At 48.2% G+C, this 13,002-nt stretch carries 15 protein-coding genes and 1 tRNA gene; 4 read left to right on the forward strand and 12 right to left on the reverse strand.

Features of this window, described 5'->3' with window-relative positions:
* Window positions 1-2: 2 nt before the first annotated feature.
* From AOC06_RS02270 to AOC06_RS02280, 3 genes are read right to left on the reverse strand one after another with little or no spacing between them, the layout of a single operon-like run.
* Window positions 3-1,160, reverse strand: coding sequence for a glycosyltransferase family 9 protein (locus AOC06_RS02270; protein ID WP_215380896.1), 1,158 nt, complete (start codon window positions 1,158-1,160; stop codon window positions 3-5).
* Complete coding sequence (locus AOC06_RS02275; RefSeq protein ID WP_215380898.1) at window positions 1,157-1,948, reverse strand: glycosyltransferase family 2 protein; 792 nt, start codon at window positions 1,946-1,948, stop codon at window positions 1,157-1,159. Before AOC06_RS02275 ends, AOC06_RS02270 begins: the two co-directional genes overlap by 4 nt.
* Window positions 1,945-2,730, reverse strand: a complete 786-nt coding sequence (locus AOC06_RS02280) for a glycosyltransferase family 2 protein (RefSeq protein WP_215380900.1) — start codon at window positions 2,728-2,730, stop codon at window positions 1,945-1,947. Before AOC06_RS02280 ends, AOC06_RS02275 begins: the two co-directional genes overlap by 4 nt.
* Window positions 2,731-2,740: 10 nt before the next feature.
* Here AOC06_RS02280 and msbA point away from each other — a divergent pair, with 10 nt between their 5' ends.
* Entirely contained in the window at window positions 2,741-4,504 is a 1,764-nt protein-coding gene (gene msbA / locus AOC06_RS02285; protein WP_215380902.1) for a lipid A export permease/ATP-binding protein MsbA, read from the forward strand.
* Between the two features lie 13 nt (window positions 4,505-4,517).
* Here the strand turns inward: msbA and rng are convergent, their stop codons facing one another.
* Genes rng through AOC06_RS02325 form a run of 8 tightly spaced genes read right to left on the reverse strand, consistent with a single transcriptional unit; the run spans window position 4,518 to window position 11,191 of the window.
* Window positions 4,518-5,981: a ribonuclease G gene (gene rng, locus AOC06_RS02290; protein ID WP_215380904.1), complete on the reverse strand. Its 1,464-nt coding sequence runs from the start codon at window positions 5,979-5,981 to the stop codon at window positions 4,518-4,520.
* Window positions 5,974-6,615 carry a Maf family protein gene (locus tag AOC06_RS02295; protein WP_215380906.1) on the reverse strand — a complete coding sequence of 214 codons (642 nt, stop codon included), beginning with the start codon at window positions 6,613-6,615 and terminating at the stop codon, window positions 5,974-5,976. Before AOC06_RS02295 ends, rng begins: the two co-directional genes overlap by 8 nt.
* Window positions 6,616-6,648: 33 nt before the next feature.
* Window positions 6,649-7,092 carry a 23S rRNA (pseudouridine(1915)-N(3))-methyltransferase RlmH gene (gene rlmH / locus AOC06_RS02300; RefSeq protein WP_215380907.1) on the reverse strand — a complete coding sequence of 148 codons (444 nt, stop codon included), beginning with the start codon at window positions 7,090-7,092 and terminating at the stop codon, window positions 6,649-6,651.
* Window positions 7,093-7,115: 23 nt separating this feature from the next.
* Window positions 7,116-7,508: a ribosome silencing factor gene (rsfS, locus tag AOC06_RS02305; RefSeq protein WP_215380909.1), complete on the reverse strand. Its 393-nt coding sequence runs from the start codon at window positions 7,506-7,508 to the stop codon at window positions 7,116-7,118.
* Window positions 7,509-7,543: 35 nt separating this feature from the next.
* A complete protein-coding gene (nadD, locus tag AOC06_RS02310; protein ID WP_215380910.1) occupies window positions 7,544-8,233 on the reverse strand; it encodes a nicotinate (nicotinamide) nucleotide adenylyltransferase in 690 nt (229 codons plus the stop codon).
* Window positions 8,234-9,145, reverse strand: a complete 912-nt coding sequence (gene hemF, locus AOC06_RS02315; RefSeq protein WP_215381705.1) for an oxygen-dependent coproporphyrinogen oxidase — start codon at window positions 9,143-9,145, stop codon at window positions 8,234-8,236.
* A gap of 36 nt (window positions 9,146-9,181) precedes the next feature.
* Window positions 9,182-10,459: a phosphoribosylamine--glycine ligase gene (purD, locus tag AOC06_RS02320; protein WP_215380912.1), complete on the reverse strand. Its 1,278-nt coding sequence runs from the start codon at window positions 10,457-10,459 to the stop codon at window positions 9,182-9,184.
* A 12-nt stretch (window positions 10,460-10,471) separates the two neighbouring features.
* A complete protein-coding gene (locus tag AOC06_RS02325) occupies window positions 10,472-11,191 on the reverse strand; it encodes a YebC/PmpR family DNA-binding transcriptional regulator (RefSeq protein ID WP_215335269.1) in 720 nt (239 codons plus the stop codon).
* Window positions 11,192-11,360: 169 nt separating this feature from the next.
* On the opposite strand from AOC06_RS02325, the gene AOC06_RS02330 reads away from it, so the two are divergent.
* The 3 genes from AOC06_RS02330 (at window position 11,361) to AOC06_RS02340 (ending at window position 12,049) form a co-directional block, all read left to right on the forward strand.
* Window positions 11,361-11,445: transfer RNA gene (locus AOC06_RS02330), tRNA-Leu, on the forward strand.
* 93 nt (window positions 11,446-11,538) lie between these two features.
* Window positions 11,539-11,796 (forward strand): type II toxin-antitoxin system Phd/YefM family antitoxin, encoded by a 258-nt coding sequence (locus AOC06_RS02335; RefSeq protein WP_215380913.1) that lies wholly within the window; start codon window positions 11,539-11,541, stop codon window positions 11,794-11,796.
* The gene (locus tag AOC06_RS02340; RefSeq protein WP_215380914.1) at window positions 11,786-12,049 is read left to right on the forward strand and encodes a Txe/YoeB family addiction module toxin; all 264 of its coding nucleotides are present in this window, start codon (window positions 11,786-11,788) and stop codon (window positions 12,047-12,049) included. The genes AOC06_RS02335 and AOC06_RS02340 overlap by 11 nt, the downstream gene beginning before the upstream one ends.
* Window positions 12,050-12,053: 4 nt before the next feature.
* On the opposite strand, the gene AOC06_RS02345 is transcribed toward AOC06_RS02340, so the two are convergent.
* Entirely contained in the window at window positions 12,054-12,995 is a 942-nt protein-coding gene (locus AOC06_RS02345; RefSeq protein WP_215335271.1) for a CysB family HTH-type transcriptional regulator, read from the reverse strand.
* Window positions 12,996-13,002 lie beyond the last annotated feature (7 nt).

The following is a 13,002-nucleotide window of genomic DNA, read 5'->3' on the forward strand; positions in this document are numbered from 1 at the left end:
GTTTAGGGTTTAATTAAGGCTTGCTCGATTGCAGTAATCACTTGAGCGGGTTCTAATAAGTCTAAGCATTCACTCAAGCTATTCGGATGATCATCGCAGCCTGCTTTGCGGCAAGGTACGCATTCTCCAGGACCTTGCAAAATCGTTACATAGTCAGTGGTTTGAGTACGGGCGCGAAGCACATAGGGCTCAGTGCCGACAAAGCCATTCGGCCATGGTCCAAAATTGGTGGGTGGCGTAGGACCGAAGAGGGTAATGGTCTTGGTATTGCAAGCTGCTGCCAAATGGGTGACCGAAGTATCGACCCCAACATACAGCAGTGCGCCTCTCATTAAGCTCGCTCCTTGCGGGATGGAGAGCTTTCCGGCGGTATCAATTACTTTCTGTCGCGTGCCCTCATCCAACAAAGAGAGAATATCTTGATTGAGTTGCAGATCCTGTTTTGCAGGAGAGGCGCTGAGAACAACTTGCCAACCTCGGGAAGTTATCCAAGTAATTAAAGTCTGCCAATACGATAGCGGCCAGCGTTTGTATGCAGTCAAGGGCCCAGGATGAACGACAACATAAGGGGATTGCAGTTGACTGGCAATGACTGGGGTGAGTGCCTCCTCTTTGGGAGGGGTTACCGAAATCGGTTTATTAAATAGATCTTGAGGATTTTTGTAGAAAGGCTCTAACAAACGGAGTTTTTCTACAATGACATGTTGCTTAAAGTAATCCACATTCACAGTGTGCATGCAAATCGCTTTCTTCCACGCATTTTGACGCTCAGCCTTGCGGTCTGTATTGTCAATGCCAGTCTGGCCTTGGGGATGCCCGCCCAGAACGCCGACTCTTCTGAACGCAGCCAATAATCCATACAGATAGGCGCGATCACTAGGCTGCGTGACGATGGCCAAATCGTATCTCTGAAAAAAACGATTGAAGAGAGATAGATATTCAGGAAGGCGAGGGCGATCTGAGGTTTCAATCATTTCAGCAATATCAGGATTGCCTTTGAGCATGTCGAGCTTGCCCCGATAGCCCAGAAAATGGAATTCTGCATCTGGCCACAACTCACGGGCTTTGGAGATGAGAGGTGTAGTCACTAGTACATCACCAATTTGCCGCGTGGCGATGAACAAAACCTTCTTGGGTTTAAAGGACGAAAAGTGAGTCATGGTGCTTCTGATTGAGCCTTTGCGAGAATCTTTTCACGGACGCGGCGAGCGTTCTCAGCAGCATTAGATTGATCATGAATGTGGTGAAAGAGATGAAATACCTCAGTCGCCCATGCGCCGGATTTACGAATGATGCCGTTTTGTTGTAGACGGAATATAAAGTCAGCGTCTTCATGGCCCCAGCCTGTCATGCTTTCATCAAAACCATGTATTGCTAGCGCATCCGTCTTCCAGCATGCCATATTGCAACCCTTGATGCGACGCCAAACAAATTTTTTGTAATGACGCCAGCTACCATCACCGAGTTTGATCTTGATGGGTAGGTATTTATTGATCCCCCCGCTCAGGCGATAACTCAGGAGGCTGGCGAAGAAGCGACTTGCATCCCAGTGGGGCCAAAACAAAAGTGATTTAGTGAGAGCCTCATTGAGAATGACGCGACTGCCCGTCACCAGATGTCCTAGCTGTGCAAGCTTACGGTGTTTGGCAACAAAGTCGGCTTGCACGATGCAGTCACCGTCTAAAAAAACCAGATAGTCTCCTTTAGCAGCTGCAATCGCTTGATTAAGGATGCGCGTCTTACGAAAGCCTATATCTTCTTGCCAGAGATGGGTAATCGGTACTGAAAAAGCAGCGCTTATGGAATCAATCAGCGCCTTAGTCTCCTGCTTTGAGCCATCATCGGCAATGATGACCTCAAAATCCTGGTCTGTTTGTTGATTCAAGGATTCTAGGCAGAGCTTCAAGGCTTGCGGCCAGTTATAGGTCGCCAGCAATACCGAGATCATTCTTTAACATCCTGATGATCAGACTGCTGACGCTGGCTGTTGAGCTGCCACAGCTTGATATAACGATAGTAGGTGCCTTGCCCATTGGAAATCGCCAAAGCCAATCCTTGTGAGCCATCTAAGAAGCCTGCTCGCAGAATATAGGTGCGCAAGAAGGACCAAGCGCCATGCAAAACCGCTTTCACAGGGCTGCTAGTTTTGCCTGCAGCAAATGCTTGTTCCGCAGAGGCAGTGGAGTAGCGATCAATCTTTTGCAGAACTTGGGAGTAGTTCATAAAGCTATAGTGCAGCATCGGATTTTTCAGGCGGGCTACTTGACCATTTGGGATCAGGCGCTCATGCACCAAATCATCTGAGAAACGGGCGCTACCTCGCTTGAATAAGCGATCAACATAATCAGGACTCCAGCCAGAGTGGCGAATAAATCTCCCGCAGTACCAAGACAGCCTGGGAATGGCAAAACAGTTGACTTGGGCTGAGTGATTGATGGCGGTCACGATCTCGGATCTGAGGGCCGGAGTCAGTCTTTCGTCAGCATCGAGGGATAGCACCCATTCTCCGGTAGCGAGGTCTAAAGCGCGATTCTTTTGGGGGCCAAAACCAGGCCAATCTGAGGGCTCGGCAATGATGGCACCATAGTTTCGGGCGATTTCTAGGGTGCGGTCATGGCTGGCTGTATCGACTACGACGATCTCACGGGCAATGCCTTCTAGGGAGGCTAAACAATCCCCAAGATTGGCCTCTTCATTGCGGGTTATGACTATGACAGATAAGGTGGGCATAATTCATTATATGAATGCTCAAGACCGTACCGCCCTAAACCGCTTAATTCAGTATCTCAGACCACATATTGGCTTGATAGTGGGCTCTTTGGTAGCTATGGCTGTGGTTGCTGGGGCCGAGACTTCCATCCCTGCTTTGATGAAGCCGTTGCTCGATCGGGGATTTACAGGACAGCTCAACTCCAAGCTTTGGCAGGTGCCGGTCTTCTTAGTTGGCCTAGCCTTGGTGAGAAGTTTGGCGCAGTTTCTTTCTAACTATTTACTGACTCGTGTCATTAACTCGGTCTTACTGAAATTGCGTGAGCAAATGTTCGAGACCTTATTGCATGCGCGCACGGTTTTCTTCCAAAAGAACTCTGCTTCCAATTTAATTAACGCGGTGGTCTTCGAAGTCAATAACGTTCTCTCAGTCATGGGTGGCATGTTGATTAGCTTGGTGAGAGACTCTTTGACCGTCATTGGCCTGATGGGTTATTTGATTTATCTTAATTGGCGTTTGACATTAGTGGTGTTGATTATTTTCCCAATCATTGCTTTGATCATGAGCAAGATTAACCGCCGCTTGCGTTCACTCAATCGTGAGCAGCAAGGTCTAACCAGCGATTTGGCTTATATCGTTGAAGAGTCAGCAGCAGGTTATAAAATCGTCAAGGTGCATGGTGCGCATGAGTATGAGATGCGCCGCTTTAAAGAGAAGGCTGAACGCTTACGCCAATTTGCGCTGAAATCTGCCGTAGCGGGCGGCCTGAATCAACCGATTACGCAACTGATCGCCTCTATGGCGCTCTCGGTCGTATTGGTGATTGCTTTGATGCAATCCGCTACCGAAGGTACCACTGTGGGTGGATTTGCAGCATTCATTACGGCCATGATGTTGGTGATATCCCCCTTGAAGCATTTGGCTGATATCAATCAGCCTTTACAGCGGGGCTTGACCGCTGCAGAAATGATTTTTGGCATGATGGATGAGCCCATCGAAGAAGATGAATCCCGCAAAGCCAACATGCAGTCACTGGATAAAGCCAAAGGCGCGATTCGGTTTGAGGATGTCGGCTTCTCTTATGAGCAAGAAGTCGGGCGCCAAGATGCTTTGCGTCATGTCAATTTATCGATTCAGCCAGGAGAGATTGTGGCTTTCGTAGGCCCATCTGGCGGCGGTAAGTCAACCTTAGTCAGCTTGCTGCCTCGATTCTATAAGCCCACTAGCGGTGAAATTTTCTTAGACAATATTCCTCTGGAAAATATTGCTTTAGCTGATCTTCGTAAGCAGCTCGCCTTTGTGAGTCAGGATGTGATTTTGTTTAATGATTCGGTTGCCGCAAACGTTGCCTATGGCGCATCTAGCAGCGAAGGAGTGGACCGAGGTCGAGTCATTGAAGCGCTTGAGGCGGCTAACCTGGGCGCCCTTATGAAAGAGTTGCCAGAAGGCATCGACACCATGATTGGCGATAACGGCAATCGACTCTCAGGCGGTCAGCGTCAACGTCTTGCGATTGCCAGGGCGATCTACAAAAATGCCCCAATTTTAATTTTGGATGAGGCGACATCGGCATTAGATTCTGAATCTGAGCGCCAAGTTCAAGATGCATTAGAGCGATTGATGGCTGGCAGAACCACGCTAGTGATTGCTCATCGTCTCTCAACGATTGAACACGCCGATCGCATTGTGGTGCTAGATCAAGGCCAAGTGGTCGAAAATGGTTCGCATGAAGAATTGATTCAGCAAGATGGTTTATATGCCAATTTGCATCGCATTCAGTTCTCAAATGCTTGAAAACCATTCTCAGTTAACTGAGAACAATATCGTATTGCTCTTGCCGAAAGCTCGCTTCGGCTTGCAGTTTGATGGGCTTAGCGACGAAGTCTCCCAGCCTAGCTAGAAACTGGCTTTCTTCCTCAAGAAAGAGGTCGATCACATCAGGGGCAGCCACAATGCGGAACTCTTTGGGATTAAATTGCCGATGCTCGCGCACAATCTCTCTCAGAATCTCATAGCAAATCGTTTGAGGTGTCTTTACCTCACCTTTGCCAGCACAACTGGGGCAGGGCTCGCAAGTGATATGAGCCAGAGATTCACGGGTCCGCTTACGGGTCATCTCCACGAGTCCGAGACTAGAAAAATCATTGACTGAAGTTCGAGCATGATCGCGCTCTAAATTGCGTTTGAGTTCGTGCAAAACAGATTCTTGATGATCTTTGTTCAGCATGTCAATGAAGTCAATGATGATGATACCGCCAAGGTTACGGAGGCGTAATTGACGCGCAATCGATTGCGCTGCTTCAAGATTGGTTTTAAAAACGGTGTCATCGAGATTGCGAGCTCCAACATAGCTACCCGTATTGACATCGATGGTGGTCATGGATTCTGTTTGGTCAATCATCAGATAGCCACCGGATTTGAGGTCTACTCTTCGACCTAGTGCTTTATTGATCTCAGCTTCGACATCAAATAGATCAAAGAGGGCGCGCTCGCCACGATGCAGAGTCAGCTTGCCCAAGACATTTGGCATATAGTTGCTTGCAAACGTATTGAGCTTCTCAAAATTTTCTGCTGAATCTACCCGAATCTGAGTAGTCTCCTCGCCAGCCAGATCCCTGAGAACGCGCTCAGCAAGACTGAGATCTTGATAAAGCAAGGAGGGTGCCGATTTGGTTTTAGCGGCTTCGAGAATATTCTCCCAGGTGGTACGCAGATAATGCATATCGTGCTGTAGCTCGCTATCGCTAGCCTCTTGTGCACTCGTGCGCACAATAATTCCACCCTTTTCATCGGTAGGCATGAGGCCGGCAAGACGATTTTTGATGGCCTCACGCTCCTCAGGCTCTTCAATGCGCTGGGAGATGCCGATGTATTTCTCGGTACTGGGGTCATTGCTATTCGGGGGTAAGTAAACCAGATTGCGACCTGCAATACTCAATTGAGTAGTGAGTCTTGCCCCTTTAGTGCCCAGTGGGTCTTTCAGGACCTGAACCAAAAGGGTTTGGCCTTCAAAGAGGAGTTTTTCTATCTGGGTTTGAGAATGGTTTTGCAGAATATCAGCGACATGCATAAATGCGGTGCGCTCCAAACCAATTTCAATGAAAGCCGATTGCATGCCAGGTAGAACGCGGGCTACTTTTGCGAGATAAATATTCCCAACGATACCCCGTTGACGGGTGCGCTCAATTTGTAGTTCTTGTACTGCTCCCTGCTGAATGAGGGCAACCCGCGTTTCTTGCGGAGTAATGTTGATCAGAATTTCTTCATTCATGGGTAGTGCTCAATGGGCATACAACTTGGGCAAGATTCAGTAATTGGGATGTCTCTGCGAGAGGTAGGCCCATGATACCGCTATAGCTTCCAGTAATGGATTCAATGAATGCGCTACCGAGTCCCTGAATCCCATATGCACCGGCTTTACCAAAGACTTCACCAGAGGTAATGTACTTGCTAATTTGATCTTCAGATAATGATGCAAAAGTCACTTCGGAGATTTGAACCAGTGAGACGGGTTCGCTAGTCGGGCTGATTCTCAGGGCAATCGCAGTAAGGACTTGATGGGTTTTGCCGCTGAGCAGTTTGAGGATACGCTCTGCATCCACTGCATCAAAGGGTTTACCCAGAATCTCTCCACCAATATGGCCTGGGAGACTCACTGTAGTGTCGGCACATAAGATGGGTGCCCAAGGTAGGGCTCTTTCGATGTGGCGCTCTAGGGCAGCAGCACTTTTGGCTAAAGTGACGCGCTCAACATAGTCGCGGGCTTTTTCATGAGGGCGACTGGCTTCAATGCTTTCACTATCTTCACCTGGCTCGGGCGCGAGCATTTCAAACTTGACACCAATTTGCTTGAGTAGCTCTTGGCGACGAGGGCTTTGAGAGGCGAGGTAGATATAAGGAAACATAGCAGACCGGGTTAAGAGTGCAAAGTAAAGAGCTTACTCTCGATGATACGGGTGTCCTTGTAAGATGGTCCAGGCGCGGTATAGCTGTTCAATCAAGATCAGTCTGGCCATGGCATGTGGCAGTGTCAGGCTGGATAGTCGCCACATTGCGTGCGCGCTTTCTTTGAGGCTAGGGTCCAGACCGTCAGCGCCACCAATCAAAAAAGTCATGTCTAAACCATCTTGGCGCCAACTTGCCAACTGCTTGGATAACTGTTGGGTAGTTTGATCTTTGCCGCGCTCATCTAAGGCAATGATTTTCGAACCCTTTGGTATCGCCCCCAAGATCTTGATAGCCTCTTTAGCAGGACTGAGATCAGGTTTAATCTCTTTGACATCAATCGCGCAATCAGCCGGCATCCGTTTGATGTAATCATGGCTCGCCGTGCTGACCCAGTCCGGCATTTTGTGGCCTACTGAAACAATCGTCAGTCGCATATCAGTTGCAACTTGAGTGCGTTTTAATCAGACTCTTCGTCATCATCGCTAGCCTTCACTAAGCCTTTGCTAGCAGCGAGTTTGACGCGGACAGGTTTTGCGCCCCACATACCTTCGATTTGATAGTAAGAGCGCAGCATTGGTTGCAAGATGTGAACCACAATATCGCCACAATCAACCAAGACCCATTCACCAGTCTCCAAACCCTCAATGGAGATAACCTCTCCACCTTTGGCGTTCACCTCTTCTTTGACCGACATCGCGAGTGAGCGAGTCTGCCGGTTACTTGAGCCAGTAGCGATGATGACGCGATCAAATAGCTCACTCAGCTTAGCAGTGTCGTAGACGCGAATATCTTGCGCCTTCACATCTTCTAGAGCATCAATAATGACACGTTGTAATTTACGTAATTCCATAGTTTCTCTTTGGTAATGGTTCAATCTTAGCTTGATTACTTGTATAAGCCTAGATTACTGATGATTTCAAGTGCATGTGATGGTATAGATGCCGTGGCTAGATCATACGTTGAGGGGTTCTGGAGTTGCTCTCGTAAGGCGGTTGAGGAGACATCTACTGCCAATGTGTCATCAATAAAAATCTCGCCACACGGATGATTCTCGAGCTCGGCGGGAGATTGGCATTGGTGCTGCGCTAAAAGCTCTGCTAAGACAGGGGTGAGCTCAGCCTCTAGGGAATGCTCAGGGCGACTGGCAACGGCAAAATTCATAAAGCTTAATAAGTCTTGCCAATGCTTCCAGGTTGGTAAATTAGTGAATGCATCGGCACCCATTAACCAAATCAAATTCGCTTCGGCGCCAAAGCGTTGACGCAGTTCTTTGGCAGTATCAATGGCATAGCTTGGGCCCGGACGATCCACTTCAATTTGATCAATGCCAACTCGGGTTGGGATTTGCAGATATAAAAAAGCGCGGGCCAAATCAATCGCTGCTGCTTCAGTTAAACGTAAACGGACGCTCGCTGAAGTAATGACGTTTTCTTTTTGCCAAGGATGACCGCTGGGGATTAGCAATAGCGCATCAAGCTTAAATAATTTCGCAAAGTGGGTGGCGAGCTTTAAATGCCCAAGATGAGGAGGATCAAAAGTGCCCCCTAGTACCCCAATCTTTTTCAAAGCACCCATTTAGGCCAACCAGTCTCGAGCTTTGAGATAGCGTTCATAGAGCACAGCCTCAGGAGAGCCTGCTTCAGGTTGCCAGTTGTAGTGCCATTGCACAACTGGTGGCATAGACATCAAAATGGATTCTGTTCGACCACCCGAGTGCAGTCCAAAGATGGTACCTCGATCGTAAATCAGGTTGTACTCGACATAGCGACCACGACGATATTCTTGAAAAGTTTTTTCAGCTGGCGTGAAGGGCGTTTCATAACGACGCTTCAGAATGGGTAGATAGGCTTCAATGAAGGCGTCACCCACAGCACGTGTCATGGCAAAGCTCTGCTCAAACGGTAGTTCATTAAAGTCATCAAAGAAGACGCCGCCAATGCCTCGAGGCTCTTCGCGGTGCTTGAGGTAAAAATACTCATCACACCATTTCTTAAAACGGGGATAGAGGGCTTGCCCAAATGGATCCAACGCGTCTTTGGCGGTCTGGTGAAAGTGTCTGCAGTCCTCATCCACGCCGTAGTAGGGTGTTAGGTCAAAGCCGCCACCAAACCACCAAATCGGCTCCTTGCCTTCAGCACGCGCAATGAAGCAGCGCACATTCATATGAGTAGTTGGTGCATGAGGATTGTGAGGATGAAATACTAAAGAAAGCCCCATGGCTTCAAATTCTCGTCCGGCCAATTCAGGGCGGTGATGGGTTGCTGAGGGCGGCATTTGCTTGCCATGCACATGAGAAAAGCCAACTCCACCTTTTTCTAAGATACGGCCTCCTGCGAGGATGCATGTTCGCCCGTAACCCTGAAGCTTGCTATCGGCAGGTTTTTGCCACTCATCGGTAATGAAGGCTTTGCCATCAAGCTCACCAAAGGTCTTGGTAATGCGATCTTGCAGCCCTAAAAAATAACTTTTGAGGGCCTCAGTATCCATTTGGGTTTCAGTAATGCTCAAGCGTTCGCTTTCTGTTTATTTGATTGCACGATAGCCAATATCTTTGCGATATTGCATGCCATCAAAATGAATCTGATCGATTGCTGTATAGGCTTTTTGCTGAGCACCACGCACCGTATCGGCGAGGCCAACCACACAGAGAACGCGTCCTCCTGAGGTCACTAGTTTGCCGTCTTGCAATTTAGTGCCCGCATGAAAGCTCATCTGATCATCCGTATCTTCCGGAATACCTTTAATGACATCGCCCTTGCGTGGCGTATCGGGATAATTGTGTGCTGCTAGAACCACACCTAATGCCGTACGACGATCCCACTCGAGTTCTACTTCATTGAGTTTGCCATCTACCGCTTGATTCAAGGTGTGCACCAGATCACTGCGTAAACGCGCCATGATGGGTTGGGTTTCAGGGTCACCCATACGGCAATTGAATTCCAAGGTCTTGATCTTGCCATCGGGGGTAATCATGAGGCCTGCATATAGAAATCCAGTGTAGGGGATGCCATCGGCTTGCATTCCTTTGACAGTGGGTATGATGACTTCCCGCAAAGCCCGCGCATGAATTTCTGGGGTAACAACTGGGGCGGGAGAGTAAGCACCCATACCGCCAGTGTTCGGTCCTTGATCCCCATCCAATAAGCGCTTGTGATCTTGGCTAGTAGCTAATGCCAATACATTCTTACCATCAACCAACACAATGAAGCTGGCTTCTTCGCCAGTCAGAAATTCCTCAATTACAACGCGGGCACCAGCATTACCGAGCTTGTTATCGGCGAGCATCATGTCTACTGCAGCATGTGCTTCAGCAAGGTCCATGGCAACGACTACACCCTTGCCGGCAGCTAAACCATCAGCCTTAATGACGATGGGTGCACCCTTGGCATCAATATAGGCATGCGCTTCTAGTGCACTACTGAAGGTTTGATAATCTGCAGTCGGAATACCGTGGCGTTTCATAAACGCCTTCGAGAAATCTTTAGAGGACTCTAGTTGAGCGGCCAGTTGAGTTGGCCCAAAGATGCGTAAACCATTCTGTCTAAAGACATCGACCACACCAGCTGCTAAAGGGGCTTCTGGACCCACTACTGTTAAACCAATCTGTTCGCGCTTAGCAAAATCCGCCAGTTCCTGTAAGCCTGAGATTGGTAAGTTCTCAATTCCGGCAGTGGTTTGTTTGGCTGTTGCAGTGCCGCCATTACCTGGCGCCACAAAGACAGTTTGCACTTGTGCGGATTGAGCTAGCTTCCAAGCTAGCGCATGTTCGCGTCCACCAGATCCAATAAGCAGAATTTTCATATGTGAGAAAGATTAAAAGGCAGCGTTAGTAAAGACTTCTTGAACATCATCGAGGTTCTCTAAAACATCAAGCAGTTTTTGCATGCTCTCCGCTTGCTCTCCCTCGAGGGCAATTTCAGTTTCAGGACGCATCGCAATTGTTGCTAACTCCGCCTTCAGGCCTGCCTTTGCAATCGCATCCTGTACTTTGGAAAAATCCGGCACAGGAGTAAGTACTTCTATGGAGCCATCCTCATGGGTAATGACATCTTCGGCGCCAGCATCGAGCGCAAGTTCCATTAGCTGATCTTCATTAACTCCGGGAGCGAAGAGCATTTGACCGCAATGTTTGAATAAGAAAGCCACTGAACCTTCTGTGCCCATATTGCCACCATGCTTGGTAAAAGCGTGACGCACTTCAGCGACGGTACGAGTGCGGTTATCAGTCATGCAATCCACAATCACTGCAGCGCCATTGATGCCGTAGCCTTCGTAACGAATCTCTTCATAGTTGACGCCCTCTAAAGAGCCGGTGCCTCTCTGTATAGCCCTTTGCACATTGTCATTAGGCATATTGGAGTCTTTGGCTTTATCAATCGCCAAGCGTAAGCGGGGATTAGTGGCAATATCACCGCCACCCAGTTTGGCTGCAACAGTGATTTCTTTAATGAGTTTGGTCCAAATCTTGCCGCGTTTTTCGTCTTGTCGACCTTTGCGGTGCTGAATATTGGCCCATTTTGAGTGGCCGGCCATCGAGGTGAGTCCTTTAAGAATTTGGCTATAAGCCCTAATTTTAGGCAAATTCAGGAATGGCAAGCCAAAAGCCAATGAAATCGGGCTAAGAAGGGGTCAAGTATGACTTTTTTGTTACACTCTCACCTCTTAGTTCATTTGCTGCAGAGTTAGTTCACTGCACACACCTGCCTCGGTGATGGAATTGGTAGACGTGCCGGACTCAAAATCCGGTGCCGCAAGGCGTGGCGGTTCGAGTCCGCCCCGAGGCACCAAACATATATGCCCTGCCGACTGCGGGGCATTTTTCTTTTGTTCTTTTGTTAGGTATACTTGTACAACATATAGAACAAGTAGGAGTTTCAAAAATGCGCGTCATTAATTTCTCTGATGCTAGAAATCAATTTAAGCAAGTGATCGATCAAGTTGTCGCTGATTCTGATGTCACTATTATTTCTCGCAGAGATGCTGATGATGCTGTTGTGATGTCTTTAGATACCTATAACAGCATGATGGAGGCAGTCCATTTATTAAAATCTCCTGCTAACGTAAAACATCTGGAGAAATCATTGGCGCAATATCGTAAAGGTCAAACCAAAGCCAAAGCTTTAGTAGATGAGAAGTAAATTAGTTTGGACCACAGCTGCTTGGTCCGATTATTTATATTGGCAGGGACAAGATAAGAAAACACTGAAGCGCATTAATCTTTTAATCAAAGACGCGATGCGTAATCCAGAAGCAGGCATCGGAAAGCCTGAGGCCTTGAAAGAAAATCTATCGGGTTTATGGTCTAGACGCATTGATGATGTGAATCGCTTGGTCTACGTGGTCGAGAAAGACCAGTTAGTCATCATTGCTTGCCGATATCACTACGCTTAGGGCTTCAAATCTCGTAGTTCTCGGATTCACTTGACATCGCCTGCTCCACAATCTTGCGTGTGAGTGTTGGCGAGAAGAGCTCAATAAAGGTGTAGACGAAAGATCGCAGGTAAGCGCCTTGCTTAACGCCAAGGTGGGTGACGTTGTTACCAAAAAGATGCCCAACGGGCAACACTTTGAGATTGCGATCTCTGTCGGGATCGTAAGCAAGACCAGCAACAATACCTACCCCCATGCCAGCCTCAACATACGTTTTAATCACGTCGGCATCAATGGCTTCGAGCAAGATGTCTGGAGTTAAATTTCTTTGTGCAAAAGCAGCATCAATCTTGCTTCGGCCCGCAAAGGCTTTGTCATAAGTAATGATGGGGTACTTAGCGAGTTCTTCGAGAGTGATGCTGGCTTGATTCAACAGGGGGTGACTGAGTGGCACCATGACTACGTGTTGCCATTGGTAACCGGGTAGAGCGAGAACGCCTGGTGTGTTGGCAATGCCTTCGGTAGCAATGGCAATATCTGCGCGGTCCTGGGTTAATAGTTCAGCGATCTGCCCAGGGTTACCCTGCTGAATGCTCACACGCACTTTCGGGAAACGTTTTGTAAATTCGCTTAAGACTTTGGGTAAGGCATAGCGTGCTTGCGTATGGGTAGTCGCAATGACTAGATTGCCTTGATCTTGAGTGGCGAATTCTTTGCCGACCCGTTTCAGGGTTTCTACTTCATCCAAGATGCGCTCAATCGATTGCAAGATTCTCTTGCCAGGCTCGGTGAGTGAGCGAATTCTTTTGCCATGGCGACGAAAGATTTCAACACCAAGTTCATCTTCTAGCTCAATGATGGCTTTTGACACCCCAGGCTGCGAGGTAAATAAAGCCTTCGCCGCTGAAGTGAGGTTGAAATTTTGTCTAACCGCTTCTCGTGCAAAACGAAATTGGTGCAGATTCATAGGGATT

The sequence above is a fragment of the Polynucleobacter paludilacus genome, from assembly GCF_018687595.1.
GTDB lineage: Bacteria > Pseudomonadota > Gammaproteobacteria > Burkholderiales > Burkholderiaceae > Polynucleobacter > Polynucleobacter paludilacus.

Bases quoted from the DNA above. Each gene is read 5' to 3' on its own strand.
- AOC06_RS02270 (WP_215380896.1), bottom strand. From the start codon at position 1,160: ATGACTCACTTTTCGTCCTTTAAACCCAAGAAGGTTTTGTTCATCGCC.
- AOC06_RS02275 (WP_215380898.1), bottom strand. From the start codon at position 1,948: ATGATCTCGGTATTGCTGGCGACCTATAACTGGCCGCAAGCCTTGAAG.
- AOC06_RS02280 (WP_215380900.1), bottom strand. From the start codon at position 2,730: ATGCCCACCTTATCTGTCATAGTCATAACCCGCAATGAAGAGGCCAAT.
- msbA (WP_215380902.1), top strand. From the start codon at position 2,741: ATGAATGCTCAAGACCGTACCGCCCTAAACCGCTTAATTCAGTATCTC.
- rng (WP_215380904.1), bottom strand. From the start codon at position 5,981: ATGAATGAAGAAATTCTGATCAACATTACTCCGCAAGAAACGCGGGTT.
- AOC06_RS02295 (WP_215380906.1), bottom strand. From the start codon at position 6,615: ATGTTTCCTTATATCTACCTCGCCTCTCAAAGCCCTCGTCGCCAAGAG.
- rlmH (WP_215380907.1), bottom strand. From the start codon at position 7,092: ATGCGACTGACGATTGTTTCAGTAGGCCACAAAATGCCGGACTGGGTC.
- rsfS (WP_215380909.1), bottom strand. From the start codon at position 7,508: ATGGAATTACGTAAATTACAACGTGTCATTATTGATGCTCTAGAAGAT.
- nadD (WP_215380910.1), bottom strand. From the start codon at position 8,233: ATGGGTGCTTTGAAAAAGATTGGGGTACTAGGGGGCACTTTTGATCCT.
- hemF (WP_215381705.1), bottom strand. From the start codon at position 9,145: ATGGATACTGAGGCCCTCAAAAGTTATTTTTTAGGGCTGCAAGATCGC.
- purD (WP_215380912.1), bottom strand. From the start codon at position 10,459: ATGAAAATTCTGCTTATTGGATCTGGTGGACGCGAACATGCGCTAGCT.
- AOC06_RS02325 (WP_215335269.1), bottom strand. From the start codon at position 11,191: ATGGCCGGCCACTCAAAATGGGCCAATATTCAGCACCGCAAAGGTCGA.
- AOC06_RS02335 (WP_215380913.1), top strand. From the start codon at position 11,539: ATGCGCGTCATTAATTTCTCTGATGCTAGAAATCAATTTAAGCAAGTG.
- AOC06_RS02340 (WP_215380914.1), top strand. From the start codon at position 11,786: ATGAGAAGTAAATTAGTTTGGACCACAGCTGCTTGGTCCGATTATTTA.
- AOC06_RS02345 (WP_215335271.1), bottom strand. From the start codon at position 12,995: ATGAATCTGCACCAATTTCGTTTTGCACGAGAAGCGGTTAGACAAAAT.